Raw genomic sequence first — 26,168 nt, 5'->3', positions numbered from 1 at the left:
CGCGCTTAAAGCTTGCTGTCGCGGATGCGCATTTGGCGCGCGCGGGTCAGGATTGCGTCTTCGATGGCGCGCACGGTGTCGACACTGGCCGGGCCACCCTGGCTTTGCAGCGCGACATTCAGTGACCGCGCATCAAGCGCCGGATCCTGCACATAAACGGTGGCGCGATAGGCGCGTCCACCGCCGGGCGGGCGTCCGTAGCCATAGACCAGCACCCCGGAAAACGGATCTGCGGTTTCCAGCGGCATGAAGTTCAGCACTTCCTGCGCAGCATTCCAGATGTATTTGTTCACCTCAATGGTGGTGTTCGGATCGTCCGAGTTGCTGAACAGGTCGAACAGGGTCGAATCGGTCGGCTTTTGCTGCAACTCGCGATCCCGGAATTCACGGGCGCTCTGTTCGGCTCCGCTTTCCTTGCTTGGATCCTCGCGGAACGAGAAGCCGCCGCAGGCCGACAGCGCAAAGCCGAGTGTCAGCAATAGACAACCGGATGTGATACCGCGAAAATTCATCAGACCCGCCTTTAACCCGTGTTTTTCACGTGTGTATCCGAGCGGTCATGGTGTCACAAGGTTTTTTGCCACCCGCAGGCCTCAAGCGCAGTATAACAGCGCGAATTCCGGGCGTTCCCCGGGGGGTGCGGGTTACTGTGGCAAAGCTGCACCAACTTCTTTCGCTATGCAGTGCGCTTTGACGGTCCGCTTGCAATCAAGGCCGCTGCGAGCGAATTAGGCTTATGTCTCACTTCGGATTCCCTGAAATGAGATGAACCTTTAGAAATACGAGGGAAATCGAAATGAAAAAGGTCCTCCTTGCTTCGACCGCTCTGATCCTGTCCGCAGGTTTCGCAGCCGCCGAAGTTACCGTTGCCGGTGACGGCCGCATGGGTATCATCGGCTTTGACAACAACACGGGCGACGATCTGGCATTCACCAGCCGTATCCGTATCTCGTTCGCCGCTTCCGGCGAAACAGACGGCGGCCTGACCTTCGGTGGTTCGGTTCGCGTCGACAACTACGAGCAAGATCAAGCAACCAATGGCACCGAAGGCAACGTGTTTGTTTCGGGCGCATTCGGCAAGCTGTCGATGGGTGACGTCTCCGGTGCGGCAGAAGCTGCTGTCGGCGATCTGTCCGGCGTTGGCCTGACCGGTCTGGGTGACGAGAACGAACTCACCTACCTGCTGAACACCAGCGTTGCTGGGCAGCGTCCGTCCGCTCGTTATGAGTATTCGACTGGCGACATCACTGCCTATCTGTCGTTCGACAACCCCGTCGGCGCAAACGAAGGTTACGGCGTTGCTGTGAAGTACGCTCCTTCGAACTACAGCGTCTCGCTGGGTTATGAGAACGTTGATGTTGCTGGCGTAACGTTCGATCACGTCATCCTGGGCGGTTCGGCCGTCTTCGGTGGTGCGACTGTTAAAGCTGTCTATGGCAATGCAGATAACAACGTTCCCGGCCTGGACGACGACCAGTATGGTCTGTCGCTTGACTATGTCTTCGGTGCGACCACTGTCACCGCTTTCGGCATCAAGCAGTTCGACGGCGAAACCGACTATGGTATCGGTGGACGTTATGACCTGGGTGGCGGTGCCGCTCTGGTTGGTGGTGTCGTCCGCGACAACAGCAACAGCATCGTCTTCGGCGACGAAACTCGCTACGACTTCGGTATGTCGATGACGTTCTGATCCATTCCGGATTGGTACTTTGGAGAGAGCGGGCCTTGTGCCCGCTCTTTTCTTTTGTGCGGGCCTGTGGCCATCTGCGGCCCATATGACAGGAGCTGCCAATGACCCTTGAAACCATCACCGAACGCATCCATCACGCCGAAATCGCCGCCGAACGTGCGCCCGGATCGGTATGTCTGATTGCCGTATCCAAAATTCAGCCGCTGGAACGCGTCGAATCTGTTCTGCAACTGGGGCATCGTATCTTTGGCGAAAACCGGGTGCAGGAAGCAGCCGGAAAATGGCCGGATCTGCAACAGCGCTATGGTGACTGTGAACTCCACCTTCTTGGGCCCTTGCAAACCAACAAGGCGCGGCAGGCGATGGAGCTTTTCGACGTGATCCATTCGCTCGACCGCCCAAAGCTGGCCACAACTCTGGCCCGGCTGGCACAGGACGCGGGCAAATGCCCCGGATTGTTCATTCAGGTCAATACCGGCGAAGAGCCGCAAAAGGCCGGGATCGCCCCCGCCGACGTCGACCGTTTCGTGGCCGATTGCTCCGGCATGGACCTGTCGATCAGTGGGTTGATGTGTATCCCACCGGCAGACGAGGATGCGTCAGTGCATTTCACCGTGTTGGCCGACATGGCCGCGCGCAATGGGCTTACCGGGCTGTCCATGGGAATGTCCGACGATTTTGAAACGGCCATCGCCAAAGGCGCAACTCATGTGCGGGTCGGCTCGGCGATCTTTGGCACGCGGACCGAGGGTTAGAGCACGATCAGTCGCGAACCGGGGGTGATCCGCTGTGCGATACGCAGCAGATTGCCGGGCGACAGCGCGACACAACCCTCGGTCGCATAGCCCGGTCTGCGCCAGCGGTGCAAAAAGATCGCCGATCCCCGCCCCGGAGTGCTGTGCGGCCAGTTCCAATCGGTCAGCAGCACCAGATCATACAGCGAATCGCCGCGCCACAGCCGTTCGTGGGAATACTGATGCGGCGCACGCACCATCAGGTTGTATTCGGGATCACGCGGATCGTCCGACCACAGATCGCCGCGCCGCACGGGCACTGCCCAGGGCACAGGGCGCGCGATCCGGTCGGGGCGATACAGCATCCCGGTGATGGCGTGGGTGCCGCGCGGTGTCGCGCCGTCCCCCTCGCGTTTGTTCGTCTTGATGCCACCGCGCCCGATGGAGCAGGGCCAATAGCGTCCGACAAACCGCAGCCCACGGGGCGTCAGCACCAGATCGGCCTGACCCATCGCTTGGCCCCTCACAGAAGATGCCCCGATTTCGCCGCCTTGGTCGCCAGATATCCGGCATTCAAAGGGTTTTCGCCTGCCTTCAGCGCCACCCGTTCGGCCACGGTCACGCCGCAAGCCTCCAACATCGCCACCTTGCGCGGATTGTTCGTCAGCAGGCGGACCGTGCCCACCCCCATCGCGGTCAGGATTCGCGCGCCGATCCTGAAATCCCGCTCGTCATCCTCGAATCCCAGACGGTGGTTGGCCTCGACCGTATCGAACCCCTGATCTTGCAGGGAGTAAGCGCGCATCTTGTTGGCCAGCCCGATTCCCCGTCCCTCTTGGTTGAGATAAAGCAGCACGCCACCCGCCGCCATCTGAGCCAGCGCACCATGCAGTTGCGGCCCGCAGTCGCATTTGAGCGAGCCAAGCACGTCGCCGGTGAAGCAGGCCGAATGCAACCGCGTCAGCACCGGCGCGGACCGGTCGATCCGACCCAGCTCGATCGCGTAGTGTTCATCGCCGCCATCATCGGGTCGAAAGATGTGCAGCCGCCCGGTTCCGGCGAGCGCGAGCGGCAATCGGGCCGACACAACCGGGTGCACTGCGGGATCGCCCCCAAGGTTCATCCCCGGATCGCTCAGGTCGATCACCGTCAAATCATTCACCATCTGACCGATCAGCGGAACGATCAGCGCCCCGGGGAGCAGGCGGGCGGATTTCAGGATCGCGATGGCTGCCCGCGCCAACCCGGCGTCGCCGCCGCGCACCGGGCGGAATGGCCCCTTCAATGGCGCGCGCAGGTCGTCCGCCGGATCTATGATGGCTTGCACCCGCGCCAGCCCCATGTCTGCCGGAACTGCGATCCGCGTCACGTCTCCGTCGTATACCGGCGCCTTGAGCGTCTCTGCCCGTCGTCCGGTCAGCACCAGCACCGCGCCACCCCCCGCCACCAGCGCGGCAAAGCGCGCGTCGTCCAGCACTTCGGGTGCGGCGACCAATGCGGCACCGGTCCCGTCGCGCAAAATCACCGGCAGCCCCATCCGAAGATCGGAGCGGGCGCGCGATAGGCGTTCGTCAGGGGTAGGAGCAAAGGACATGCAGGCGGTTCTACGGCCAGAGTGAAGGAATGTGAAACATTTCCCATCCCTGATACACGTCCGCGTGATCCGGATGCAGCATTTCTTGCCCTGTAGGTATTTGCATCACATCTCCGTGCAGTAACCAAGGAGCAGGTCCATGAGCAGTCTCAAGAAAATACTTCTGGTCGATGATGATGACGATCTGCGCGATGCGCTGAGCGAACAACTGGTGATGACCGAGGATTTCGATGTCTTCGAAGCGGTCAATGGCGCCGAAGCGCTCGAAAAGGTCAAGGCGGGGCTGTTCGATCTGGTGATCCTTGACGTCGGTCTGCCTGACACAGACGGACGCGAACTGTGCCGCCTGATGCGCAAGCAGGGTGTGAAATGCCCGACCATCATGCTGACCGGACATGACAGCGACGCCGACGCGATTCTGGGTCTGGATGCGGGAGCGAATGACTATGTGACGAAACCGTTCCGCTTTCCGGTTCTTCTTGCGCGCATCCGCTCGCAGCTGCGCCAGCACGAACAGTCAGAGGATGCGGTGTTCCAATTGGGCCCGTATTCGTTCCGCCCCGCGCATAAGCTGCTGGTCGATGCGGCGGATAAGAAGATCCGCTTGACCGAGAAAGAAACCAACATTCTCAAGTTTCTCTATCGTTCAACCGATGGTGTGGTGGCGCGTGATGTCCTCCTGCACGAAGTCTGGGGATATAACGCCGGGGTCACGACGCATACTCTGGAAACGCATATCTATCGGCTGCGGCAAAAGATTGAGCCGGATCCCTCCAATGCACGCCTGCTGGTCACGGAAAGCGGTGGGTATCGGCTGGTTGCCTGACGCTGTTTCCCGCGCGGTTGGAATGTGCCGCAATTCGCGCGGGTATGGTTTTCCCGACTGTCAAAGCGTCTTGTTCCGGTCAATATTGGACCATATTCGCGGACTGGCTTGATCGATTGACACAGGTTCCCGTCGCACGCCCGGGTTATGGCGTGCAAACCTCCCTGTTGAACTGACCCGGGCCTTGTGCCCGGGTTTTTTTTCGACATCGTATCGCTGGGCACAGTCCGCAGCGGGTGGCATGTAAAACGCGACATCCGGCAGAAGCGGCCCGAACCCGCGCTTTCCCGCCGTGGACGGGCGGGGTATGAGGGGCCATGACCGGTCCCGATTTTTCATTTGAGCAAGTACTGATCGACCGGGGAAGCCTGCGCATTGCCGGGATCGACGAGGTCGGGCGTGGCCCCTGGGCCGGGCCGGTGGTCGCGGCGGCGGTTGTGCTGGACCCGCGTTATATCCCCCCGGGACTGAACGATTCCAAGCGCCTGAGTGCGCGGGCGCGCGATCGGCTGTCGGTGTTGATCGCCGAATCGGCCGAGGTGTCTCTGGGGTCCGCCAGCGTCGAGGAGATCGACGTCATGAACATCCTGCAAGCCAGCCATCTTGCCATGGTCCGCGCGGTCCGGGGCCTGTCGCGCCCGCCTGACGCTGCGCTGATTGACGGCAATATGGTGCCTCGGGGAATGCCCTGTTTTGCTCAACCTGTGGTTGGCGGCGACGGTCGGTCGGCCAGTATCGCGGCGGCTTCAATAATGGCAAAAATACGGCGAGATTTGGGCATGGTGGCACTTGCGCAACAGCATCCAGGTTATGGTTGGGAAACGAACATGGGATACGGGACGAAACGACACGCTGCTGGTTTGCAAACTCTTGGCGTGACCGCTCACCATAGGCGTTCGTTCAAACCGATACACAAGATATTGTATCAAGAAAAGAATCCAACCCGCTGATTCAAAAAGAAATTGACCATGATTCGCTGATCGTCGATCTTGGCTGCAATAAGATCGGACGCCGCAAATGGCGCCAGAGCAGAGGCAAATATGGCAAGAAATTCAATCAGCGGCGCGCAGGCGCGGCCCCGGAAAACATACGCAAAATCTGACGCGAAATCAGGAGATCACGGCGGTTCAGATCTAAGCCCGGCGGCGGAGCTGCCGCTGAACTCGATCATTGCGGGTGACTGTATCAAGGTGATGAACGGGCTGCCGGAATCGTCGGTCGACCTGATTTTTGCCGATCCCCCCTACAATCTGCAACTTAAAGGCGAACTGCACCGGCCCGACAATTCACGCGTCGATGCCGTGGATGATGCCTGGGACCAGTTTTCCAGCTTTGCCGCCTATGATTCTTTCACCCGCGCATGGCTGGCGGCGGCACGGCGGATCCTTAAGCCGAATGGCGCGATCTGGGTGATCGGCAGCTATCACAACATCTTTCGCGTCGGCGCAGCAATGCAGGATGCGGGATATTGGCTGCTGAATGACGTGGTCTGGCGCAAATCCAATCCGATGCCTAATTTTCGCGGCAAGCGGCTGACCAATGCCCACGAGACGATGATCTGGGCCAGCAAGCAGGAAGCGAGCAAATACACCTTCAATTATGAGGCGCTGAAGCAGTTGAACGAAGGCGTGCAGATGCGCAGCGACTGGGTTCTGCCGATCTGCACCGGGCATGAGCGGCTCAAGGATGACAACGGCGACAAGGCCCATCCGACGCAGAAACCGGAATCCCTGTTGCATCGCGTGATCCTCGGCACCACGAACCCGGGCGACGTTGTGCTTGATCCGTTCTTTGGCACCGGAACCACCGGTGCCGTGGCCAAGATGCTGGGCCGCGACTATATCGGGATCGAGCGGGAAGAGGGCTATCGCAAGGTTGCCACCGAACGTCTGAGCCGGGTGCGCAAGTTCGACAAAGAGGCGCTGGCCGTCACCGGCAGCAAACGCGCCGAACCTCGCGTGCCCTTTGGTCAGTTGGTCGAGCGCGGCATGTTGCGCCCGGGCGAAATGCTGACCAACACGCGCGGCCAGATGGCCAAGGTGCGCGCTGATGGCACGCTGATTGCCGATGACGTCAAGGGGTCGATCCATCAGGTGGGCGCGGCGCTGGAAGGCGCGCCATCGTGCAACGGCTGGACCTATTGGAACTTCAAGCGCGACGGCAAGGTCGTGCCCATCGACCTGCTCCGCCAGCAGATCCGCGCCGAGATGACCTGACATCCCGGATCCCGATTTACAGAACACAACAGTTACCGCCGGTGCCCGTGGCCTTTTGCCATGTGGCCCTAACTTGCCCCGCCAGAAATGGCGGGGTTTTTTTTGTGATAGGGGCAGGTGAGGGGAAAGACTGACGACCCCCGCACTCAGAGGTGGCTTAGGCGACCACGTTCGATGAGGATGTTCCACGGGCGTCGTCAGACTCATCCACGCCCGACGGTGTCCGGACCTGGGGCGGAATGCCTTAAAATAGGGTGACGCGGGGGCCGCCGCATTAACGCAGATCAGGCCGGGATCCGTGGTTGAGCGTGTTATCGGTGTTTCGGCCTGGGTGGTCGGCCAGATCTTGCCGATCCGGCGCATCCGATGACTGTCTGCCGGAATGGCCGGTACAAGACCTCTGTCGCGAGGCAGCGCCCGAAGGTGTGGATGTCTATTTCGAAAACGTTGGCGGCGCGACATTGATGTCAGTTCTGCCACAGATGAACATCGGCGGGCGGATCGCGGTGATCGGTATGATCGCCTGGTTTTCCGGTGCGAACATGGATCAGACGATCCCGCTTCCGGCGATGTGGCGCACGATCCTGACCCGGCGGTTGAAAGTGCAGGGGGTGATTGTCTTTGACCACGGGCATCGCCGCCCCGATTTCGAATCCGAGGTTGCGCCGCTGGTCGCCTCGGGTGCGCTGAAATACACGGAATCCGTGGCCGAAGGGTTAGAGAGCGCGCCCGGGGCGTTCATCGAGAGGTTGAAAGGCGGCAACCTTGGCAAGCAGCTGGTGCGCGTCGGCGCGACCCCTAGGCTGTCTCACCCCATCGACGATGCCGGAGCCCGCATGCGGGCGCGGCGGGCATCGTCGCGCCAGCTCCAGGCGGCGATAGCGCCCAATGCGCCGCAATAGGTCGCTCCGGCTGCCAGCACCACCCAGCCGGGCAGCGGCCCGATCGTCGCGCGTTCGACCAATTGCGCCGCGTCAAGCAAAGGCAGCGGATGCACCGCCAGTTTGCCGAGATAGGCCAGAGTCTGGATCAGCAGGATCCAGAAATAGTTGCGCCGGATCCGCCGCCCCAGCGCAACCCACATCGACACATGATACCGCGGACGCCAGTAATCCTCGGCCAGTTGTTTTTGCCAGCCGTCCTCAAGGTGGATATCACCGTCGTGCAGCATCGGCGCAAAGAAATGCGTCTCCATCCAGCGGCAGCGCGCCCGCCAGACGTTGAAATAGCGATAGCGCCGCGCTTCGAGCATCAGGAAGAAGAACACCAGAACCCCCACCAGAACGAGCGGCAGCGCAGATGCGGCGGGCGATGAGAATGCGATGGAAAGCGCGATCCCCAGTGTCACAACGGCCCAGTTGGTCGTCGTGTCCAGCCGGGTTCGCCAGATCGTCGAACGATAGACCTCGCCACGGTAGAGATGCGCCAGCGCGCCGACTTCGGCAGCGTTCAGCGATTTGCGGGTGACAGTCGTATCGGCACCTTCCATGGGAATCTCCCCCTCCGGTTCCATCGTTCCACGGCTCGTGCTGCCGCACAAGTCTGACAATTATCGCGGCATCGGGTTGGTGGCCGCCTTGTAAGCGGCCCAGTCGGTGATTTCAGGATACCATGTCCTGCGCCAGTCGCGCACCCGCGGGTTCATCACCCTGCGCCAGACCGGGGGGATCATCGCCAGCATTGTCATCACCGGATAGCCATAGGGAAGCTGTGGCGCCTGATCGGTGCCATAGGTCTGAAGCAGCGGAAATGGCCGGTCGGGCTTATAGTGGTGGTCGGAATGGCGTTGCAGATTGATCAGCAGCCAGTTGCTGACCTTATGCGAGGCGTTCCAGGAATGGCGCGGCATGACGTGTTCATATTTGCCACCGCCGAGATGTTTGCGGGTCAGCCCATAGTGTTCGACATAATTGGTCAGCTCAAGCTGCCAGACCGCAACAAAAGCCGAAAAGGCGAACAGGGCAAGCCCGGATAGCCCGCCAAGAAGCAGCGCCAGCAGCGCCATTGCGCCCTGTAAAGCCGCATACCGCCAAAACGGGTTTGAGCGGTGCATCGGCCCCAGCCCCTTGCGCGCCAGCATCGCCGCCTCGGCCCGCCATGCAGATGCCGGGCTTTGACGCAGGACACGGGGAAAGAACCGATGAAACCCTTCGTTATACCGCGCCGACACCGGATCGCGGGGCGTGCCGACATAGCGGTGATGCACCAACAGATGTTCGCTGCGGAAATGCGAATAGAACACCATGGCCAACAGCAGATCGGCCATCCAGCGCTCCAGTTTCGATTTCTGGTGCATCAACTCGTGCGAATAATTGATCCCGATGGTGCCGTTCACCACGCCGACGCCGAAGAACAGGCCGATTTTTTCCCATGTACCCAGATGCCCGGAATGGGCGGAATACCAGATCACCCCGAAGGTCAGCGTGAATTGAACGGGAAACCAGATCAGAGTGATCGCGCGATACCAGAACAGCCGGTTGTCAGGGGTCTGCGGATCGGCATTCGCCTTGTCCAGCCCGGCAAAGACGTCGACGATGGAAAACAGATACCATGTGCACAGCGGCATCAGCAGCACCCACCAGCCGCCCATCACCGCGCTGAACATCAGCACCGGCACCAGCACCAGCGACAGCCAGAACGGCAGGGCGCGGGCCAGACCGCCCAGTGCGCGGGTCGGAAATGTTTCGGGAATGCTCATGGTCTGCCTCGTGTTTTGCACCGGTTATAGCGCAGGGTGGTCGCGGCTCAATCGTAGTCAAATGTCGCTGACGCGGCGTCGAAGGCCTTGCGCATCACGGTGGGCAGGTCTGCGGGGCGGAACCGGTCGCCCGGCACAAAGCTGCCGGTGATCGGCGTGGCGGTTTCCGGCAGGGTTGCGATGCGCAGGGACAGGATCAGGTGAAAATGCGTGAAGGTGTGGCGCACCTCGATCCCAGGGTCGTGCCAGTCGGCGGGCGCGGGCGGTTGTTCCTGTGCCGTGTCGCCCCAAGGCGCCCCGGGCCAGCCCAGCATGCCGCCCAGCAACCCGCTGTCGGGGCGCCGCTCCAACAGCCAGGCACCATCGCTGCGCCGCGCCACATAGGCGATGCCTTGACGCACGGGTTTGGGCTGTTTCGCCAGCTTGCGCGGCAGCTCTGCGGCGATGCCCATGAGGCGGGCGCGGCAGGGGGCGATCCAGGGGCAGATGCCACAGGCGGGGGATTTCGGAGTGCAGATCGTGGCACCGAGATCCATCACCGCCTGAGCATAGTCGCCCGGTCGGGCGCTTGGGGTCAGGGTGGCGGCAAGTGCGCTCAGGCGGGGTTTTGCACGGGGCAGGGGATCGGTGATCGCGAAGATACGCGCCATCACCCGTTCGACATTGCCGTCCACCACAGTTTCGGGACGGTCAAACGCGATGGAGGAAACCGCCGCCGCCGTATAGGGGCCGATGCCGGGCAGGGCCAGCAGCCCGTCGCGCGTGTCAGGAAACAGGCCGCCATGATCGGCGACGACCGCACGCGCGCATTTCAGCAGGTTGCGCGCCCGGGCATAATATCCAAGGCCCGCCCATTCGGCCATCACATCGGCGTCTTCCGCCGCCGCCAGATCGCCCACCGTCGGCCAGCGTTCGGTGAACCGGCGGAAATAAGCGCGCACCGCCGCCACCGTCGTCTGTTGCAACATGACCTCGGACAGCCAGATGCGGTATGGGTCAGGGCGCACCCCCGCCTGACGCTGGTCGGGCGGCACCCGCCACGGCATCGAGCGGGCGTGTGAATCGTACCAGAGCAAAAGAGCATCGCTCAGCCCCTGCGCCGATCCCGTTTCTGAATGTGGCCCCGTATCCGGCCCGATATCTGACCCTGACAAACCCGTGTCACGCAAACTTTATGCTCCCCCTTGGATGCAGGGCTTGGTATGCACTCTTGCCTGCGTTACTTCCAGTGCAGCACGGCAAGCGAGGCATCATGCGCCCCAGTTCACCCAGACGCCCAACGACGCGAGGGTTCCAGATGACCGGCGCGTTGCTGAACGCGCGAATCCGCGAGGCCGGAGAGCAGCGCGGCTTTGCCGTCACCCGTCTGCTGACCCATTGGCCCGAGATCGTCGGCGAGGATATCGCGAGCCAGTGCCGCCCGGTCAATGTCAATTATGCCCGGGGCGGTTTCGGCGCGACGCTCAGTCTGCTGACCACCGGTGCACGGGCCCCGATGCTGGAAATGCAAAAGGATCGCATCCGCGAAAAGGTCAATGCCTGCTATGGCTATAACGCCATCGCGCGGGTGCGGATCACCCAGACGGCCGCCACCGGATTTGCCGAAGGGCAGGCCGATTTCTCTCACCGCCCCGCCAAGTCCGCGCCTGCTGCCCCCGACCCCGGGGTTCAGAAGGCGGCGGAACAGGCGACGGCCCCGGTTCACGACGACACACTGCGCGCAGCACTTCAGGCGCTGGGCGAAAATGTCCTTACTCCACGCAGAAAAGATAGGTCTTGACGATGAAACGATTCATTCCCGGTATTCTCGCCATCGCATTGGGCCTTGGCGGCGCATATTATTACTTCTCGTCACAGCCAGTGACCGGCCTCGCGTCGCTTGCCGTCGAGGCGCAGGAAGCCACCGACGCGGATCTGAGCCTTGTTCAGGAAATGTCGATGGGCAATCCCGACGCGTCAGTGACGATGATCGAATACGCATCCTTTACATGCCCGCATTGCAAAAACTTCAATTCCGGGCCGATGAAAGAGATCAAGGCAAACTATATCGACACCGGCAAGATCAATTTCATTTACCGCGAAGTGTATTTCGATCGGTACGGCTTGTGGGCCGGGATGGTGGCACGCTGTGGCGGTCCGCTGCGGTATTTCGGTCTGACCGATATGATCTATGACCGGCAGGCCGAGTGGACCAAAGGCGAACCCGAGGCCGTAGCGGCCAATCTGCGCCGTATCGGCAAGACGGCGGGGCTGTCCGATGTTCAGCTTGACGCATGTATGGCGGATGGCGACAAAGCCAAGGCGATGGTGGCGGTCTGGGAAAAGAACGCCGAGCAGGACAATGTCACTTCCACACCCTCTTTCGTGGTCAACGGCACGAACTACAGCAACATGTCCTATGCCGAATTCGCGACCGTACTGGACAAGGAACTGGGTGAATGATTCAAAGCCATTTCCCCGCACGGTGCGGCTGAACCGGAGCTTCACAACGATGGCACAACTATGACACCGAAAACGGCGACACCGAAAACGGCAGTCGTCACCGGCGCGGCCCGGGGAATCGGGCTGGCCACCGCCGGGCTGCTTGCCGGGATGGGCTGGCGCGTCGCGATGGTTGACCGTGACGCCGATGTGCTGGAACTGGCTGCACAGGGCGTGCCGGACGCGGTTCCGATTGTTTGTGATGTGTCCGACGAAGACTCGGTCGCCAGTATGGCGTACCGGGTGACGCGCGATTTCGGCGGACTGGATGCGCTGGTCAATAACGCTGGGGTGGCAGATTTTGCGCCGATCGCCGAGACGACATTTGCCCGCTGGCGGCAAGTGATGGCGACCAATCTTGACGGGGTGTTTCTGGTTAGTCAGGCACTAACACCCGAACTGGCCATTCGGCGCGGCGCCATCGTGAATATCGCGTCGATTTCCGGTCTTCGCGCCTCCACCCTGCGCGTCGCCTATGGCACGTCCAAGGCCGCGGTGGTCCAGTTGACCCTGCAACAGGCGGTCGAGCTTGGGGAGCTGGGAATCCGCGCCAATTGCGTGGCCCCCGGCCCGGTGCGCACGAAACTGGCGATGGCGGTGCATTCGCCGGAAATCATCGCCGCCTATCACGACGCGATTCCGTTGAACCGCTATGGGTCAGAGCAGGAAATCGCCGAAGCGATCTGTTTCCTGTGTTCTGACAAGGCGGGATATATCACCGGTCAGGTGTTGGCTGCGGATGGTGGGTTTCAGGCGACGGGGATCGGTCTGCCTGCGTTGCGCGGCTAAGTTGCTCAGGCGGTTTTCGCCGGCGGAATTTCAGAGCAGGCGTTCAATCAGCCGCGGGTGCAAGACCGGTGCGGCTGAAAGCGTGCCATCGGTCTGCGGCACCGGGTTGTTGAACAGCAACGGCGCGCCTCTGCGGTCTGACACGGTGCCGCCTGCCTCGGTCACGATCAACGCTCCTGCCGCGATGTCCCATTCCCAGGTCCGTCGCAAAGCCAGCATCGCGTCGAACCGGCCCTCGGCCACCAGACACATTCGATAGGCCAGCGAGGGGCGGAAATGCCGCGTCACACCCGGCGGCACCTGCCAGTTGTGGGCATCCAGCACCGGGCGCGAGGCAAGCATGCTGGCGCCATCGGGGTCTGTTGTTGCATTGGCACGGATCGGCGCATCGTTCAGCGTGGCACCCCGGCCCAAAGCTGCGGCATAAATCTTGTCCAACACCGGCAGATAGACGACGCCGGCGATGATCCTGCCGTGTTCGGCAATCGCGATGGAATGCGACCAGGCCGCCTGTCCATCGATAAAGGCACGGGTGCCGTCGATGGGATCGACGATGAACACCCGGTCGCGGGACAGGCGCACCGGATCATCCAGCGATTCCTCGGACAGCCAGCCATGATCCGGCCGGGCCGACAGAAGGCGATCGTGCAGCATGGTGTTAACGGCCAGATCCGCCTCGCTGACCGGGCCGGTGCCGTCTGCCTTGTTCCAGTGCCGGGCCTTCGCGCGCCAAAAGGGGCGCGCAATATCACCGGCGGCCCGGGCGACGCCGGTCAGCAGGGTCAGATCGTCATGAACATTTTCAGGCGCCTGCAAGCGTCAGACCCTCGACGCGCAGCGACGGCACAACGCGCGACAGATGGCTGCGGGCATCGTTCGCCGCCGTCAGTGACAGCAGCATGTCGCGCAGATTGCCCGCCAGGTTACATTCGTTGACCGGATAGACCGGCACGCCGTTTTCGATCCACATGCCCGACGCCCCCCGGGAATAATCGCCGGTGGTCGGGTTGATCGTGCTGCCGATCATTGATGTGACCAACAGCCCGGTGCCCATTTCAGCCAGCAGAGCGTCGCGGCTCAAGGTGCCTTGGGTCAGCGACAGGTTCGAGACGCTTGGCATGGGGGGCGATGAGGTGCCACGGCTTGCCGAGGCCGTGCTGGGCATGCCCAGCTTGCGCCCCGTTGCCAGATCCAGCGTCCAGCCCTGCAACACGCCGTCATCGACGATCAGGCGGCGCGCGGTGGGCAGACCCTCGCCATCAAAGGGCCGCGACCCTGAAGTGCGCGGACGCCGCGGATCTTCGGTCAGCGACATGCCCCTTGGCAGCACCTGTTCACCCAGCGCATCGCGCAGCCATGATGCGCCACGGGCAATGGCGCTGCCATTGATCGCCTGCACCAGATGACCAATCAGCGAGGCCGCGATACGTTCGTCGAACATCACAGGATAAGCGCCGGTCTTGGGCTGACGTGCCCCCGCCCGGGCGACTGTACGCTCACCGGCGAGACGGCCGATGTCTTCGGGCGACATCAGGTCCGACTGATGCAGACGGGAATCGCCGAAATAATCCCGCTCCATCCCGCTGCCTGTACCGGTGATCGCCACACAGGAAATCGCCCGGTCGCTGCGCCCGTATCCGCCGGAAAACCCATTCGACGTGGCCAGATGTACCTGAGTGCGGCCATATCCGGCAGACGCGCTTTGCACCTGCGATACGCCTGTCACGGCAAGGGCGGCCGCCTCGGCCCGGCGGGCGTCATCCTCAAGCGCGGCGGGTTCGGGTTCGTGGGTCGGGTCGAGCATATCCAGCGCGGCGATGTCCGGATCACGGGCAAACTGTTCCGGATCGGCCAGTCCGATGGTCGTGTCCACCGGAGCCTCGCGGGCCATGGCGACGGCGCGTTCGGCCATCTGTGCCATGGTGGCAGACGATATGTCCGAGGCCGATACACAGGCCTGTCGCTGGCCAATCATCACCCGCAGGCCGATTTCGACCCCCTCGGCGCGTTCGGCCTGTTCCAACTGGCCTTGGCGGACGTCGATTGACACCGAAGTGCCGTCGATGGCGATGGCATCGGCCGTATCCGCACCTGCGACGCGTGCAGCGTCCAGCAGAGCGGCAGTAAGATTGGCAAGGCGGTCGTCGGGCATCCGGTCATCCTCTCGCGGTCGGGGGTTGAGTTAGTGCCCCATGCCCCCGGGCGCAAGGGTTCAGCGGCGCAGGGGCCACATGTCGATGCCTGCACAGGGTGCGGCAGCGCTGTCGTTTGGTGGCCTTTGCCCGCCGGAATCACCATTCCGACGGGCAGGCGGTGGATTACTTCAGCCGCTGTCCGTTGGCCGAGATCGAGCCGTCCGGCTTGACCTCGATCTGGCTTTCCATCGTGTCATCGCCCGTCGGTTTGGCGAACAGGCCCATCATCATCCGCGCGCCCATCGCCTGATCCTGCGGCAGCACGCCAAGCTGTACCAGCTTGTCCAGCAGTCCATTCCCACCGGTGAGTTTCAGATCGACCTTGCCATCGGGGGCGGGAAAGCCACCAAAGGTCAGCGTGTCGGAATTGTCGAAGGTGAAGTCGCCTTTGCCGGTCAGATCGGCCCCGGCAAAGGCCAGACGCAGGTTTTTCACGTTCAGGGACTCGACCTCGCCCGGGGATGCGCCGGCCTCAAGCGCGGCGGTGTCGGTCAGGTCGGTCAGCACCCGGGCCTTGCCCGCGAGTTCGATCAGCAGGGTGGCCGGATCGCGGGGCAGAACCGTTTCGGGGTCGATCATCGACCACAGGAAATCGCTGACCGTCAGCCCGGACAGGTTGAGCAACAGCCCGTAATCCTTGACGTCTTCGCCTTTGAGGATCGGCAGGGTCAGGCCGAATGCCATTTCGTCCATTGCCGCCGTCACTTCGGGCACGGGAATCTGATCACCGGAAACAGTGATGTCCAACCCCTTTCCCACCGCGTCATACCCGATGACGCCATCGGCGATCGTGACATCCAACTGCCCGCTGCGGGTCGTCGCATCGAGCTTAAAATCGCCAGTTTCCGGATCTGTCACCGCAACTGCGGTTGAACCGCCGCCATGACGCAGCATCGCCGTCACGCGGGTTTCGGGTGTGATCGCGGCTGCGGGATCGCCGCCCAGTGCGCCCATCCCGGCGGCTGTCCCGGCGGACGTGGTTTCAATCGCCTTATATGCGGTTTTCAGCGAAAAAGTGCTGCCGCCATCCTCGGGGTCGCTGCCCGAGATGTTGATGGTCAGCGTTGCCGCGTTTATCTGCGATTCATGGTCGCGGTCGCCGGTTCCCTGGATCGCGTACCGCCCGGCAAGGTCGGTAAGTCCGATGGCGGTTTCCATGTCGACCGGGCTGCCGTCGACGATCATTTCCGTCACGTTCAAATCGATCACCGGCGCGGTAAAGTCATAGATTGGCGCGGCGGCATCGCCGGATACGACCGTGTCCATTCCCGGTGTCGCGATCACAATTGTCGTCTTGACTGCTTCGCCATCGGAATCCTTGGGCGGGTCGATCATCATCGTCATTACAAACTCGGGCGACATGCGGATTTCCACCGTTCCATTGCCCAGTTCGGTCAGCGTGATGTTCGGGATCATACCGTCGATCTTCTCGCCCGGCATTTCCATTGTCACGGCAACATCGTTCAGCGTCAGAACACCACCGCTGTTGTCTTCATTGCCCGCAGTCAGGGTCTGGCCGAACGCGGCCGAAGTGGATTTCCAGTCTTCCCACACCTCGGCTGCGGTGATGTCGGCCAGCACTGGCGTGGCCAGGCACAGTGCGATGGCCGATGTGGCGGATAGATGTGAAATGCGGATCATAATAGGGCTCTTTCCTGCAATCGTTAAAGGAAAGATTGGTCATGGCAGAGGGCGAGGTCAAGGGCGACATGGGACTTTCCGCCGAAGTCTCGACGCGCTAGGTCTGCGGTGGCGTAATCGGGAAAGGAATACAGCGATGGACATGACAGGCAAGACGGTACTGATCACCGGAGCCAGCCGCGGCATCGGCGCCGAAGCTGCGCGCGTGTTTGCCGCTGCGGGGGCAAATGTGGCGCTTATCGCGCGCAACGCCGAGGCAGTGGCGGATCTGACCGGCGAATTGGGCGCAGAGCGCGCGCTGGCGATTCCCTGCGATGTGTCGCGCTATTGGGAGGTCGCGGCAGCGGTGGACGCCTGTGTGCGGAATTTCGGCGCTCTTGACGTGCTGATCAACAATGCCGGTGTGATCGATCCGATCTCGCATCTGGCCACCGCCGACCCCGAGGCATGGGGTCAGGCAATCGACGTAAACCTCAAGGGTGTGTTCAACGGTATGCGCGCGGCCCTTCCGGTGATGCAGGCCGCGGGGGGCGGAACGATCCTGACCGTTTCGTCGGGCGCGGCACATAATCCGGTCGAGGCATGGTCGGCCTATTGCGCGTCAAAGGCCGGGGCGGCGATGCTGACCCGCTGCGCCGACACTGAAACGCGGGCGGATGGTGTGCGGATCATGGGGCTGTCGCCGGGCACCGTCGCCACACAGATGCAGCGCGAGATCAAGGCAAGCGGCATCAACCGGATCAGTCAGCTCGACTGGTCCGACCATATCCCCGCTGACTGGCCCGCGCGGGCGCTGCTGTGGATGTGCTCGCCCGATGCCGATGTGCATCTGGGCGAGGAGTTGTCCTTGCGCGATGAGGGTCTGCGCCGCCAGATCGGCTTGATCGAGGAATGAGGCTGCGCGACCACGGGATCACGATCGGCACCCATCCCACCGGGCCGCTGAACGCGATCACCGATGTAGCCGGGGTGCGGGTCGGTCATGTGACACTGATCGAGGGCGAGCGGACCCGCACCGGGGCAACGGCAATCCTGCCCCATGGTGGCAACATGGTCGCGCAAAAGGTGCCCGCAGCTCTGGCGGTGCTGAACGGGTTCGGCAAATTCGCAGGCGCGACCCAGATCGCCGAACTCGGCGAGATCGAGACGCCGATCCTGCTGACCAATACGCTGGCCGTTGGGCGCGGGATCGACGCGCTGATCGCCCACACTCTGGCGCAGCCGGGGAATGAGCTGGTGACATCGCTGAATGCTGTGGTTGGTGAAACCAACGATGGCCGTCTGAACGACATCCGCGCTGCGCGTCCCACGGTGGACGAATTGCGCGCGGCCCTTGCGGCGGCCACGGATGGTCCAGTGGCCGAGGGCGCAGTGGGTGCAGGCACCGGCACCGTGTCCTTCGGGCTGAAGGCCGGGATCGGCACCGCGTCGCGCCGGGTCGGCGCGCATATGCTGGGCGTTCTGGTGCAGGCGAACTTTGGCGGGCGGCTCTGCGTTGGCGGGCGCTCTGCCGCCAATCCGCCGGTACATGACGCGGATGGATCCATCGTGATCATACTGGCGACCGATGCGCCCACGGGCACCCGCCATCTGCACCGGATCGCGACCCGCTGTTTCGGCGGTCTGGCGCGCACCGGGGCCGCGCTTTCGCACGGGTCGGGCGATTACGCGCTGGCGTTCTGCACAACCGGCGATGCGCCACATCTGCCACAATCAGAACTGTCGCCGCTGTTTGAGGCGGCAATCGAGGCGACGGAAGAGGCGATCCTGAACGCGCTTGTCGCCGCCGCGCCCATGACCGGCTTTGACGCGACGACCGGTGGTGTGGGCCGGTTCGACAGTCTGAACCTTGCCGATTTCATCTGACCCTGCCGTTTGACCGGCCCGTCCGATCAGACAGTCCGGTCAGACCGCCGATTCAGTGTTCAGATGGATTCCATAGACGCTGGTCGTGGCCGTTATGAAAAGCTGCGTCTTGCGCGGCCCGCCAAAGGTCAGGTTCGAGACGACCTCAGGCACCAAAATCCGCCCCAGCAAGGTGCCGGTGTTGTCGAAACACTGCACGCTGTCGGCCGAGGACACCCAGAGGTTGCCATGCACATCGACGCGCAATCCGTCCGGCAACCCCGGCTCCAGCGTCAGCAGATCGCGCCCCGCGCCAAGCCCGTTGTCGTCATCAACGTCAAAGGCGCGGACCACTGCGGGGACGGATGCGTCATGGCTGCGCCCGGACTCGGCGATGTAAAGCACCCGTTCGTCCGGTGAAAATGCCAGTCCATTCGGCTGTGCAAAACCCCGGGCGACGACGGTAAGCGCGCGGGTTTCGGGATCATAGCGGAACACATGCCGCCCGTCCTGTTCGGGGGTGGCGCGGTTGCCCTCATAATTTCCCATGATGCCATAGGTCGGATCAGTGAACCACACCGTCCCGTCGCGCTTTACCACCACATCGTTGGGTGAATTCAGCGGCTTGCCCTCAAAACTGTCGGCCAGCGTTTCAATCGTTCCGTCGTGATCCGTGCGGGTCAGTGACCGTGTGCCATGCTGACAGGTCAAAAGCCGCCCCTGCCGATCCAGCGTGTTGCCATTGGCAAACCCCGAGGACTCACGCAGCACGGTGACGCTGCCATCCGGTGTCCAGCGGTGGATGCGCTGGTTCGGAATGTCCGAGAAATACAGGCACTGATGCGCGGGAACCCAGACCGGGCCTTCGGTCCACATATGACCCGACGACAGACGGGTCAGGGCGACATTCATCTGTAAAAGCGCGCGGAACCTGTCGTCGCGGATATCGTAAAGCTCGGTCATGCGGAATGACTCCGTTTGCTGGCAAAGGCGACGACGGTGACGATGATGCAGCCGGTGAGGATCAGCCGCACACCCGCGCCCAACCCATAGCTGTTCAACATCGAAACGATCAGAAACATGAACAGCGATGCACCCCAGATGCCCGGCACGTTGGAGCTGCCGCCGCCGATCGAACTGCCGCCGATCACCACCACGGCAATCGACATCAGCATGTATTCCGTCCCCATGTTCAGGTTCGCACCGCCGGAAAAACTGGCCAGAAGGAACCCGGTCAGCGCCGCCAGAACCGCGCTGCCCACATAGACGCCAAAGCGCACGGCGTTCACCGGCACCCCGCTTAACTGTGCAGCGCGGGCATTCTGGCCGATGGCAAGGATCCAGCGCCCTGCAAGGCCACGTTCCAGCAGCACCCAGGCGGCAATCGCAATCAGGATCGCCACCAGCGCAAGATTGGGCAGGCCCGGGAGTCCACCAGTCGAGAAATCAGCCAGCGGGGCGGGCGGTTTGATCCGCAAGCCCCGGTTCGACCAGATCGCGACCGACTGAAACAGGAATGACGCGGCCAGCGTGGCGATGATCGGCGGGATGCGCAGCAGCAGAATCAACGCAAAGTTGACGATGCCACAGATCAGCCCGACACCCAGAGCAATGCCCAGCCCCGGCAGGATCAGCGAACTGTCGGTTGCCATGAATTTCAGCGCCAGCGTGCCCGCCAGCGTCATCGTGGCCGGGATCGACAGGTCGACGTTGCCGGGCCCCAGGGTGATGACGAACATCTGCCCGACCCCGACGATGGCCGCAAAGGCCGCGAATGTCAGCGCGGCATAGGCCAGCGATCCGGCCCCCTGACCGCCGGAGACATACATCGTGGCAATGAATGCGGCGGCGGCAGCAAGATAGGCCCAGATCCACGGACGTTGCAGGAAACCGGTCATGCCGCGCCCTCGCGCCGCGAAACCAGCAGCCGCACCGCCAGCACCAGTATCAGGATCGCCCCCTGCGCACCGATCTGCCAGTCGGAGGACAGCCGCAGAAACGACAGAAAACTGGCCGCCAGCGTCAGCGTAAGGGCGCCGATCACCGCGCCGATGGGCGACACCCGCCCGCCGGTGAATTCGCCGCCGCCAAGGATCACTCCGGCAATCGACAGCAGGGTATAGCGCAGCGCGATATTCGCATCCGCCGATGTGGTCAGCCCGACCAGCGCCATTCCTGCCAGCACACCGAACAGCCCGGCCAGCCCATAGGCGGCGGCCTTCAGCCAGACGATGGACCAGCCTGACCGCTCCAGCGCGCGTTCATTGCCGCCCACGCCTCGCAACAGCACACCAAAGGACGAGCGTTTGATGAACAGATGCGTAACCGCCGCAATCACGCAGGCGGCGATGATCGCGAAAGGGACAAGCGGCGGTTTCATTGTCATCAGCGTTCGCAGCCAAGGCGGGGGCGACCCGCCTGGTGATGGCAAAAGCAACACCGCCAGCCCGGCCCAGACGAAAGACATCCCCAGCGTCACGACGATGGCCGGCAGCCCGCGAATGTGGATCACGGCACCGATGGCGGCATATCCGACAATCGCCAGAGCCAGCACGGTATACCCCAGCAGCGGCGTGTCCTGCACCAGTGTGGCGGTGACACAGGCGCAAAAGCTGACGAATGTGCCGATGGACAGGTCGATGTCGTTGACCATGATGATCATCATCTGCGCGATGGTCGCCAAAGCCACCGGAATCGCCAGATTGAACAGCAGGTTCAGGCCGAAATAGCTCATCGCCCGGGGTTGCAGGTAAAACACCCCGACCAGCAGGATCGACAGCGACAGGATGGGCAGCATGAACCGCAGATGTTCGCGGGTCATTCCGCCGCCTCCTGCATCTCAAAGGAGGCGCGCAACATGTTTTCCTCGGTTATGGCATCGCCGGTCAGTTCGGCGGACACGGCACCGTTGCGGAACACGAACACCCGGTCACACTCCAGAATTTCGTCGGTTTCGGTCGAGTACCACAGAAATGTGCGGCCCTGTTCGGCCTCGGCGCGGATCATGCGATAGACTTCCTTTTTGGTGCCGACATCGACGCCGCGCATTGGGTCGTCCATCACGACGATGGGGGCCGAGGATGCCAGCGCCCGGGCAAACAGCACCTTTTGCTGGTTACCGCCCGACAGGGACAGGATCGGATTGGTCATGTCGTCGGTGCGAATCTTGATCCGCTCGCGCCATGTGTCGCCAATCGCGCGTTCCTGTGCGTGGTCGACCATGCCCCGACTGCTGTGTTCGCGCAGCGTCATCAGCCCAAGATTGCGCAGGATCGACCACAGGGGCAGTACCCCATCGCGGCTGCGGTCACCGGCGACAAAGGCCACATGCGGTTTGCGGCGCGCGTGCCATGTGGAACTGCGCGAAAAGAAGAAATCGGCCAGCACCTCGGCCTGTCCGTGTCCCGCCAGCCCGGCAAGACCCACGACCTCGCCCCGGCGCGCGGCCAGACCGTTGGGCAGGCGCAGAACCTCGGCGCCGAAATCGCGGCTGGTGGTTCTTGTGGCGGCCGAGGCGACGTGACCCATGGCATCGACCAGCGTTGCGCGGGTGAATCCCTTGGTCGGGCGATCCTCGGTGATCCGGCCATCCTTCATCACGACGATCCGGCTGGCGACTCCGAACACTTCGCCCAGCATGTGCGAGATGAAGATCACCGCGCCGCCTGAGTCACAGAACCGGCGGATGTGGGTCAAAAGCTGCAGAGCGATGGCGGCATCCAGCGACGATGTGGGTTCATCAAGGATGACCAGTCGTGCATCACTGTCGCGGCGGGAAAAGGCGATGGCGATTTCCACCATCTGCCGCTCGGCCAGAGGCAGATCGCCGACAAGGGTGCGGGCTGTGATGCCATGGTCGGGAAACACTTCGTCAAGCGCCGCGCGAACCGTCTTGCGGGCCAGCGCACGCCAGCCCCAGCGCGGCATGGTGCGATAGGGAATGCGCAGGTTTTCGGCCACGGTCAGGTTGGGGCAGAGCGACAGCTCCTGAAACACGCTGCGCACACCGGCGCGGGCGGCCCGTTGGGCGCCCTTCGGCGGTTGGCCGGGCGTTTCACCGGCAAAGGCAAGGTCGCCTGATGTGGGCTCAAGCCGACCGTTGATCACATTGACCAGCGTCGATTTTCCGGCGCCATTGTGACCGACCAGCCCAATACATTCGCCCGCATGGACGGTCAGAGTCGCCCCGGAAAGCGCATGCACCGGGCCAAAGGATTTATGTACGTCGCCCAAGGCAACGACCGGCACCCCAAGGGTGCCGGACATCGTGTCATTATTCGGCATTGCGACGGTTCAGCCGGCGGGATCGATCACGGCAAGCGCGTCGTCCAGATTGTATTCAACGTTTGAAACCGAACCCATCGGCGTTGTTTCAAGCGCGGCTTCCAGCCCGTCCTGTTCGATGGTCAGGAATGGCACGGTCAGATCATGTGGCACCTCCTTGCCATCCAGAATCTGCTGCGCGACCCAGAAGGCCAGCGTGCTGACTCCGGGTGCAATCGACAGTGACGTGGTTTCGTAACCGTTTGCCGCCTTTTGTTCGGCCCACCATGCCAATTCATCCTGACGGTTGCCCATCACGATGGTCGGCATTGGCCGGTCGGTCGCTGCAATCGCCTGCGCCGTGCCGTATCCGTCGCCGCCCTGCGTCACGACACCGGTGATTTCCGGCAAGCTGGGCAAAATGCCCGCGACGGCTTTTTGCGCCACGTCCTGTGCCCAGTCGCCATGGACCGACCCGACGATCTTGAAGTTCGAGCGTGAAACTTCGTCGTGAATGCCTGCGCTGATTTCGTCATCCACGAACACGCCGGCCAGCCCGCGAATTTCCAGCAGATTGCCGCCCTCGGGATATTTCGCGGCGAGGAATTTCACCTGCTCGCGGCCCATCAGTTTGAAATCCACGGCGATTCGCCAGGCACAGGGTTCGGTGACGATCCCGTCAAAGGAAACGACCGTGATTCCGGCATCGCAGGCTTCTTTCACCGCGCCATTGACCGCCGTGGGCGAGGCGGCGTTGATCACGATCGCATCGTACCCCTGAAGGATCATGTTCTGGATCTGCGCGGCCTGTTCTGTGGCCTGATTTTCCGAGGTGGTGAAAGCATCGGCGGCGGCAACAACGCCATCGCTTACGGCGGCCCCCGCCACCTTGTCCCAGCTTTCCAGCATCGCCTGCCGCCAGCTGTTCCCGGCATAATTGTTGGACAGGGCAATGCGCTTGCCCGAAGTGTCGGCGAACCCCGGCGCAGCGGCGCACAGGGCAAAGGTGGCAACGGCCCCCATAAGCATCGTGTGTCTTGACATATCGTCCTCCCCACGGCGGCGTGGCCGCGCGTCTTGTTTTTCCGGCGCCTCCTCGCGCCTTGGCGGAAAAGACTATCGATTGCGTCCGGATTGTAGAGTAACCCGCGCACCTTGATTGCGGGAACCCGCAAGCGTGCTGAGCGTGGCCGCAAGACAGAGCGGCGCAGCGCGGCTAGACTGTGGGAAAAATGGAGCGTCGCCTTGTCGGATCTGGCCTATTACCTGCGTATCTCGAATCATTTGGCGGGCGAGCTGGATATTCGCTCGGCCCTGCGCGCGGTAAAGGGTGAAATCGACAGGATGATCGATGTCGATCATCTTGATGTCTGTCTGATGGACGAGGAAATGGTGAACAACCATTCCTATGAGGTCGGCCTGCACACCAGTTGGAGCGCGTCACGTTCGCTGGTCTCCGAGTCGCCGGTACGCGATATTCTGACCGGGGCATGTGACACGATGATGACCGGCAATGCGCCTGACGATCTGCGTTATATGTTCCCCGGCGCCCACAGCGGGCCGATTTTGCAACATGCGCTGCGCAGCCGGATCAACGTCGCGATGAAGGTGCTGGGTCATACGATTGGCGCGCTGAACTGTTCGTCGCGCCGGACCGATTACTACAATGTTGACAATCTTGCGCAGGTGCAGGCGCTGGCCGATATCCTGTCGCCGTATTTCTTTGCGCTGCGGGCGAATGAAACCGCCAAACGTTCGGCCATTGAACGCACCCGGATCGAAGCACAGCAAGAGGGGTTGCGCATCGGCGCGCTGCACCTGACCGAAGCGTTGGAGAACGAGCGCCAGAGGGTCGGCATGGACCTGCACGACCAGACGCTGGCCGATCTGACCCGTCTTGCCCGCGATCTGCGCCCCGGTCTGGGCCGCAAGGAAACCGAGCGTTTGCAGCAGCGGATCAACATCTGCATTCAGGGGCTGCGCGGCATCATCGACACCTCTATCCCGTCGATCCTTGAATTGTTCGGCTTCGAAGAGGCCGTGCGCTCGCATTTCGAAACCGCGTCGGACCCGGCGCGCCCAGTCAGTTTCGTCTTTCGCGACGACACCGGCGGGATGATCGACAGGCTGCCCGATGCAACGCGGATCGCGCTGTTCCGCATCTGTCAGGAGGCAGTGAACAACTCACTGAAACACGCCGGGGCAGGGCGGTTCTGTGTGACGATCACAACCGAGTCCGACCGGGGATTGAACCTGACGATGCAGGACGACGGCAGCTTTCGGCGGACAGAACCCGGACGCTCGGGCGGGTTGGCGCATATGCGCACCCGCGCCCGGCTGATCGGCGGGCGGTTCACCCTGACGCGCATTGATGGCACTGCGATCACGGTGATTCTGCCACAAACCCATGAAGAAACGGAGTTGCCCGATGCGCATTCTGCTGGTTGAGGACGACCCCCTGCACCTGAGTTATCTGCGCGAACAGGTGGAAACCAACCTGCCGCAGGCGGATTCGATCCACACCGCCACCAGCGGGTTCGAGGCCGAAAAGATCGCCCGCGCCACCCGCACCCCGGCCATCGTGATGGATTTGCGGATGCGCAACCGCAACGGGATCGAGGCGGCGCGGGTGATCTGGTCGGAACGTCCCGACACCCGCATCCTGTTCTGGTCGAACCACTCGGACGAGGCATATCTGCGCGGCATTTCGCGCATTGTGCCCGAACAGGCGGCCTATGGTTATGTGCTGAAGACCGCGCCGTCCGAACGGCTGGCGCTGGCGCTGCGGGCGGTGCTGGTCGAGGGCCAGATCATGATCGACCGCGAGGTCCATTCGCGCCAGACATTCCAAAGCCGTTCGCGTGAGGCGCTGACCGAGGTGGAACATGCGATCCTTCTGGACATCGCGCTGGGCCTGCCGGACAAGCAGATTGCCGAGCGGCGGCACCTGTCGCTGAGGACGGTGCAGAACCGGTTGATTTCGCTCTATGACAAGCTCGAGATCAGCGACGCGCTGTCGCAACTTGAAGATATTCAGTTGAACAAACGGTCGCGCGCCGTGTCGAATGCGATTCAGGCGCGGATCATCAACGCCGAAAGTCTGGACACGGCGGAGGCCGATCTGCTGCGCTGGGCAAAATCGCCGGGCACCGTTGCGCGCGGATGAACCGCGCTGTTTCGGGCGCCCGGCGAATTG

General features: G+C 62.4%; 27 protein-coding genes. 13 read left to right on the top strand and 14 right to left on the bottom strand.

The annotated features are described in order from the left end of the window. Window positions 1–5: 5 nt before the first annotated feature. Window positions 6–512: a DUF3576 domain-containing protein gene (locus FQ320_RS11580; RefSeq protein WP_148472353.1), complete on the bottom strand. Its 507-nt coding sequence runs from the start codon at window positions 510–512 to the stop codon at window positions 6–8. Between the two features lie 284 nt (window positions 513–796). Here FQ320_RS11580 and FQ320_RS11575 point away from each other — a divergent pair, with 284 nt between their 5' ends. Beyond that, window positions 797–1,690, top strand: coding sequence for a porin (locus FQ320_RS11575; protein ID WP_148472352.1), 894 nt, complete (start codon window positions 797–799; stop codon window positions 1,688–1,690). Between the two features lie 101 nt (window positions 1,691–1,791). Then, on the top strand, window positions 1,792–2,445 hold the full coding sequence (locus tag FQ320_RS11570) for a YggS family pyridoxal phosphate-dependent enzyme (protein ID WP_148472350.1): 654 nt from the start codon (window positions 1,792–1,794) through the stop codon (window positions 2,443–2,445). Here FQ320_RS11570 and FQ320_RS11565 read toward each other — a convergent pair. Both FQ320_RS11565 and ribA read right to left on the bottom strand, forming a co-directional pair. Next, complete coding sequence (locus tag FQ320_RS11565) at window positions 2,442–2,936, bottom strand: L,D-transpeptidase (RefSeq protein ID WP_148472348.1); 495 nt, start codon at window positions 2,934–2,936, stop codon at window positions 2,442–2,444. The genes FQ320_RS11570 and FQ320_RS11565 overlap by 4 nt on opposite strands. An 11-nt stretch (window positions 2,937–2,947) precedes the next feature. Continuing rightward, a complete protein-coding gene (gene ribA, locus FQ320_RS11560; RefSeq protein WP_148472347.1) occupies window positions 2,948–4,018 on the bottom strand; it encodes a GTP cyclohydrolase II in 1,071 nt (356 codons plus the stop codon). A 139-nt stretch (window positions 4,019–4,157) separates the two neighbouring features. Between ribA and FQ320_RS11555 the strand changes: the two genes are divergently transcribed. The 4 genes from FQ320_RS11555 (at window position 4,158) to FQ320_RS11540 (ending at window position 7,962) form a co-directional block, all read left to right on the top strand. Next, window positions 4,158–4,844 carry a response regulator transcription factor gene (locus tag FQ320_RS11555; RefSeq protein ID WP_148472345.1) on the top strand — a complete coding sequence of 229 codons (687 nt, stop codon included), beginning with the start codon at window positions 4,158–4,160 and terminating at the stop codon, window positions 4,842–4,844. Between the two features lie 317 nt (window positions 4,845–5,161). After that, entirely contained in the window at window positions 5,162–5,794 is a 633-nt protein-coding gene (locus FQ320_RS11550; protein ID WP_148472343.1) for a ribonuclease HII, read from the top strand. Between the two features lie 90 nt (window positions 5,795–5,884). After that, the gene (locus FQ320_RS11545; RefSeq protein WP_148472341.1) at window positions 5,885–7,060 is read left to right on the top strand and encodes a site-specific DNA-methyltransferase; all 1,176 of its coding nucleotides are present in this window, start codon (window positions 5,885–5,887) and stop codon (window positions 7,058–7,060) included. Between the two features lie 308 nt (window positions 7,061–7,368). Then, window positions 7,369–7,962 (top strand): zinc-binding dehydrogenase, encoded by a 594-nt coding sequence (locus tag FQ320_RS11540; protein WP_370513052.1) that lies wholly within the window; start codon window positions 7,369–7,371, stop codon window positions 7,960–7,962. On the opposite strand, the gene FQ320_RS11535 is transcribed toward FQ320_RS11540, so the two are convergent. Genes FQ320_RS11535 through FQ320_RS11525 form a run of 3 tightly spaced genes read right to left on the bottom strand, consistent with a single transcriptional unit; the run spans window position 7,869 to window position 10,804 of the window. Beyond that, a complete protein-coding gene (locus FQ320_RS11535) occupies window positions 7,869–8,549 on the bottom strand; it encodes a DUF2270 domain-containing protein (RefSeq protein ID WP_148472339.1) in 681 nt (226 codons plus the stop codon). The two genes, FQ320_RS11540 and FQ320_RS11535, sit on opposite strands and share 94 nt — an antisense overlap. 60 nt (window positions 8,550–8,609) lie before the next feature. After that, on the bottom strand, window positions 8,610–9,758 hold the full coding sequence (locus tag FQ320_RS11530; RefSeq protein WP_148472337.1) for an alkane 1-monooxygenase: 1,149 nt from the start codon (window positions 9,756–9,758) through the stop codon (window positions 8,610–8,612). A gap of 47 nt (window positions 9,759–9,805) precedes the next feature. Beyond that, window positions 9,806–10,804 carry an A/G-specific adenine glycosylase gene (locus tag FQ320_RS11525; RefSeq protein WP_148472491.1) on the bottom strand — a complete coding sequence of 333 codons (999 nt, stop codon included), beginning with the start codon at window positions 10,802–10,804 and terminating at the stop codon, window positions 9,806–9,808. 251 nt (window positions 10,805–11,055) lie between these two features. Between FQ320_RS11525 and FQ320_RS11520 the strand changes: the two genes are divergently transcribed. Genes FQ320_RS11520 through FQ320_RS11510 form a run of 3 tightly spaced genes read left to right on the top strand, consistent with a single transcriptional unit; the run spans window position 11,056 to window position 13,028 of the window. Then, complete coding sequence (locus FQ320_RS11520; RefSeq protein ID WP_255509471.1) at window positions 11,056–11,538, top strand: DUF721 domain-containing protein; 483 nt, start codon at window positions 11,056–11,058, stop codon at window positions 11,536–11,538. A 2-nt stretch (window positions 11,539–11,540) separates the two neighbouring features. Continuing rightward, window positions 11,541–12,200, top strand: a complete 660-nt coding sequence (locus tag FQ320_RS11515) for a DsbA family protein (protein WP_148472333.1) — start codon at window positions 11,541–11,543, stop codon at window positions 12,198–12,200. 60 nt (window positions 12,201–12,260) lie between these two features. Further along, complete coding sequence (locus FQ320_RS11510) at window positions 12,261–13,028, top strand: SDR family NAD(P)-dependent oxidoreductase (RefSeq protein WP_148472331.1); 768 nt, start codon at window positions 12,261–12,263, stop codon at window positions 13,026–13,028. A 30-nt stretch (window positions 13,029–13,058) separates the two neighbouring features. On the opposite strand, the gene FQ320_RS11505 is transcribed toward FQ320_RS11510, so the two are convergent. The 3 genes from FQ320_RS11505 to FQ320_RS11495 all read right to left on the bottom strand — a co-directional run bounded on the left by FQ320_RS11505 (window position 13,059) and on the right by FQ320_RS11495 (window position 16,864). After that, window positions 13,059–13,844 carry a 3'(2'),5'-bisphosphate nucleotidase CysQ gene (locus FQ320_RS11505; protein ID WP_148472329.1) on the bottom strand — a complete coding sequence of 262 codons (786 nt, stop codon included), beginning with the start codon at window positions 13,842–13,844 and terminating at the stop codon, window positions 13,059–13,061. Continuing rightward, window positions 13,831–15,180, bottom strand: a complete 1,350-nt coding sequence (locus FQ320_RS11500; RefSeq protein WP_148472327.1) for a TldD/PmbA family protein — start codon at window positions 15,178–15,180, stop codon at window positions 13,831–13,833. Before FQ320_RS11500 ends, FQ320_RS11505 begins: the two co-directional genes overlap by 14 nt. Before the next feature lie 166 nt (window positions 15,181–15,346). Beyond that, window positions 15,347–16,864: a DUF2125 domain-containing protein gene (locus tag FQ320_RS11495; protein WP_148472325.1), complete on the bottom strand. Its 1,518-nt coding sequence runs from the start codon at window positions 16,862–16,864 to the stop codon at window positions 15,347–15,349. A gap of 136 nt (window positions 16,865–17,000) precedes the next feature. Here FQ320_RS11495 and FQ320_RS11490 point away from each other — a divergent pair, with 136 nt between their 5' ends. Both FQ320_RS11490 and FQ320_RS11485 read left to right on the top strand, forming a co-directional pair. Continuing rightward, entirely contained in the window at window positions 17,001–17,759 is a 759-nt protein-coding gene (locus tag FQ320_RS11490) for an SDR family oxidoreductase (protein ID WP_148472324.1), read from the top strand. After that, window positions 17,756–18,730, top strand: a complete 975-nt coding sequence (locus tag FQ320_RS11485) for a P1 family peptidase (RefSeq protein ID WP_148472322.1) — start codon at window positions 17,756–17,758, stop codon at window positions 18,728–18,730. The genes FQ320_RS11490 and FQ320_RS11485 overlap by 4 nt, the downstream gene beginning before the upstream one ends. A 39-nt stretch (window positions 18,731–18,769) precedes the next feature. Here FQ320_RS11485 and FQ320_RS11480 read toward each other — a convergent pair whose 3' ends face one another. Genes FQ320_RS11480 through FQ320_RS11460 form a run of 5 tightly spaced genes read right to left on the bottom strand, consistent with a single transcriptional unit; the run spans window position 18,770 to window position 24,016 of the window. Further along, window positions 18,770–19,672: an SMP-30/gluconolactonase/LRE family protein gene (locus FQ320_RS11480; protein ID WP_148472320.1), complete on the bottom strand. Its 903-nt coding sequence runs from the start codon at window positions 19,670–19,672 to the stop codon at window positions 18,770–18,772. Beyond that, complete coding sequence (locus FQ320_RS11475) at window positions 19,669–20,607, bottom strand: ABC transporter permease (RefSeq protein ID WP_148472318.1); 939 nt, start codon at window positions 20,605–20,607, stop codon at window positions 19,669–19,671. Before FQ320_RS11475 ends, FQ320_RS11480 begins: the two co-directional genes overlap by 4 nt. After that, the gene (locus FQ320_RS11470; RefSeq protein WP_148472317.1) at window positions 20,604–21,530 is read right to left on the bottom strand and encodes an ABC transporter permease; all 927 of its coding nucleotides are present in this window, start codon (window positions 21,528–21,530) and stop codon (window positions 20,604–20,606) included. Before FQ320_RS11470 ends, FQ320_RS11475 begins: the two co-directional genes overlap by 4 nt. Then, window positions 21,527–22,993 carry a sugar ABC transporter ATP-binding protein gene (locus tag FQ320_RS11465; RefSeq protein ID WP_255509470.1) on the bottom strand — a complete coding sequence of 489 codons (1,467 nt, stop codon included), beginning with the start codon at window positions 22,991–22,993 and terminating at the stop codon, window positions 21,527–21,529. Before FQ320_RS11465 ends, FQ320_RS11470 begins: the two co-directional genes overlap by 4 nt. 9 nt (window positions 22,994–23,002) lie before the next feature. Continuing rightward, window positions 23,003–24,016 (bottom strand): ABC transporter substrate-binding protein, encoded by a 1,014-nt coding sequence (locus tag FQ320_RS11460; protein ID WP_148472315.1) that lies wholly within the window; start codon window positions 24,014–24,016, stop codon window positions 23,003–23,005. Window positions 24,017–24,217: 201 nt separating this feature from the next. Here FQ320_RS11460 and FQ320_RS11455 point away from each other — a divergent pair, with 201 nt between their 5' ends. Beyond that, a complete protein-coding gene (locus tag FQ320_RS11455; RefSeq protein WP_148472313.1) occupies window positions 24,218–25,420 on the top strand; it encodes a sensor histidine kinase in 1,203 nt (400 codons plus the stop codon). Next, window positions 25,401–26,138: a response regulator transcription factor gene (locus tag FQ320_RS11450; RefSeq protein WP_148472311.1), complete on the top strand. Its 738-nt coding sequence runs from the start codon at window positions 25,401–25,403 to the stop codon at window positions 26,136–26,138. Before FQ320_RS11455 ends, FQ320_RS11450 begins: the two co-directional genes overlap by 20 nt. The last annotated feature ends 30 nt before the right edge of the window (window positions 26,139–26,168 follow it).

This window comes from Oceaniovalibus sp. ACAM 378, assembly GCF_008085915.1.
In the GTDB taxonomy this organism is placed as follows: domain Bacteria; phylum Pseudomonadota; class Alphaproteobacteria; order Rhodobacterales; family Rhodobacteraceae; genus Oceaniglobus.
Note: the sequence above shows the minus strand (reverse complement) of the source record. Positions and strands in the feature narration are given on the sequence as shown.

What these genes read in the sequence shown, in the direction of transcription:
- FQ320_RS11500 (WP_148472327.1), bottom strand. Translation starts at nt 15,180, where the DNA reads ATGCCCGACGACCGCCTTGCCAATCTTACTGCCGCTCTGCTGGACGCT.
- FQ320_RS11460 (WP_148472315.1), bottom strand. Translation starts at nt 24,016, where the DNA reads ATGTCAAGACACACGATGCTTATGGGGGCCGTTGCCACCTTTGCCCTG.
- FQ320_RS11580 (WP_148472353.1), bottom strand. Translation starts at nt 512, where the DNA reads ATGAATTTTCGCGGTATCACATCCGGTTGTCTATTGCTGACACTCGGC.
- FQ320_RS11520 (WP_255509471.1), top strand. Translation starts at nt 11,056, where the DNA reads ATGACCGGCGCGTTGCTGAACGCGCGAATCCGCGAGGCCGGAGAGCAG.
- ribA (WP_148472347.1), bottom strand. Translation starts at nt 4,018, where the DNA reads ATGTCCTTTGCTCCTACCCCTGACGAACGCCTATCGCGCGCCCGCTCC.
- FQ320_RS11575 (WP_148472352.1), top strand. Translation starts at nt 797, where the DNA reads ATGAAAAAGGTCCTCCTTGCTTCGACCGCTCTGATCCTGTCCGCAGGT.
- FQ320_RS11470 (WP_148472317.1), bottom strand. Translation starts at nt 21,530, where the DNA reads ATGACCCGCGAACATCTGCGGTTCATGCTGCCCATCCTGTCGCTGTCG.
- FQ320_RS11570 (WP_148472350.1), top strand. Translation starts at nt 1,792, where the DNA reads ATGACCCTTGAAACCATCACCGAACGCATCCATCACGCCGAAATCGCC.
- FQ320_RS11565 (WP_148472348.1), bottom strand. Translation starts at nt 2,936, where the DNA reads ATGGGTCAGGCCGATCTGGTGCTGACGCCCCGTGGGCTGCGGTTTGTC.
- FQ320_RS11550 (WP_148472343.1), top strand. Translation starts at nt 5,162, where the DNA reads ATGACCGGTCCCGATTTTTCATTTGAGCAAGTACTGATCGACCGGGGA.
- FQ320_RS11465 (WP_255509470.1), bottom strand. Translation starts at nt 22,993, where the DNA reads ATGCCGAATAATGACACGATGTCCGGCACCCTTGGGGTGCCGGTCGTT.
- FQ320_RS11485 (WP_148472322.1), top strand. Translation starts at nt 17,756, where the DNA reads ATGAGGCTGCGCGACCACGGGATCACGATCGGCACCCATCCCACCGGG.
- FQ320_RS11545 (WP_148472341.1), top strand. Translation starts at nt 5,885, where the DNA reads ATGGCAAGAAATTCAATCAGCGGCGCGCAGGCGCGGCCCCGGAAAACA.
- FQ320_RS11475 (WP_148472318.1), bottom strand. Translation starts at nt 20,607, where the DNA reads ATGACCGGTTTCCTGCAACGTCCGTGGATCTGGGCCTATCTTGCTGCC.
- FQ320_RS11555 (WP_148472345.1), top strand. Translation starts at nt 4,158, where the DNA reads ATGAGCAGTCTCAAGAAAATACTTCTGGTCGATGATGATGACGATCTG.
- FQ320_RS11495 (WP_148472325.1), bottom strand. Translation starts at nt 16,864, where the DNA reads ATGATCCGCATTTCACATCTATCCGCCACATCGGCCATCGCACTGTGC.
- FQ320_RS11535 (WP_148472339.1), bottom strand. Translation starts at nt 8,549, where the DNA reads ATGGAAGGTGCCGATACGACTGTCACCCGCAAATCGCTGAACGCTGCC.
- FQ320_RS11450 (WP_148472311.1), top strand. Translation starts at nt 25,401, where the DNA reads ATGCGCATTCTGCTGGTTGAGGACGACCCCCTGCACCTGAGTTATCTG.
- FQ320_RS11510 (WP_148472331.1), top strand. Translation starts at nt 12,261, where the DNA reads ATGACACCGAAAACGGCGACACCGAAAACGGCAGTCGTCACCGGCGCG.
- FQ320_RS11490 (WP_148472324.1), top strand. Translation starts at nt 17,001, where the DNA reads ATGGACATGACAGGCAAGACGGTACTGATCACCGGAGCCAGCCGCGGC.
- FQ320_RS11525 (WP_148472491.1), bottom strand. Translation starts at nt 10,804, where the DNA reads ATGCCGTGGCGGGTGCCGCCCGACCAGCGTCAGGCGGGGGTGCGCCCT.
- FQ320_RS11515 (WP_148472333.1), top strand. Translation starts at nt 11,541, where the DNA reads ATGAAACGATTCATTCCCGGTATTCTCGCCATCGCATTGGGCCTTGGC.
- FQ320_RS11480 (WP_148472320.1), bottom strand. Translation starts at nt 19,672, where the DNA reads ATGACCGAGCTTTACGATATCCGCGACGACAGGTTCCGCGCGCTTTTA.
- FQ320_RS11530 (WP_148472337.1), bottom strand. Translation starts at nt 9,758, where the DNA reads ATGAGCATTCCCGAAACATTTCCGACCCGCGCACTGGGCGGTCTGGCC.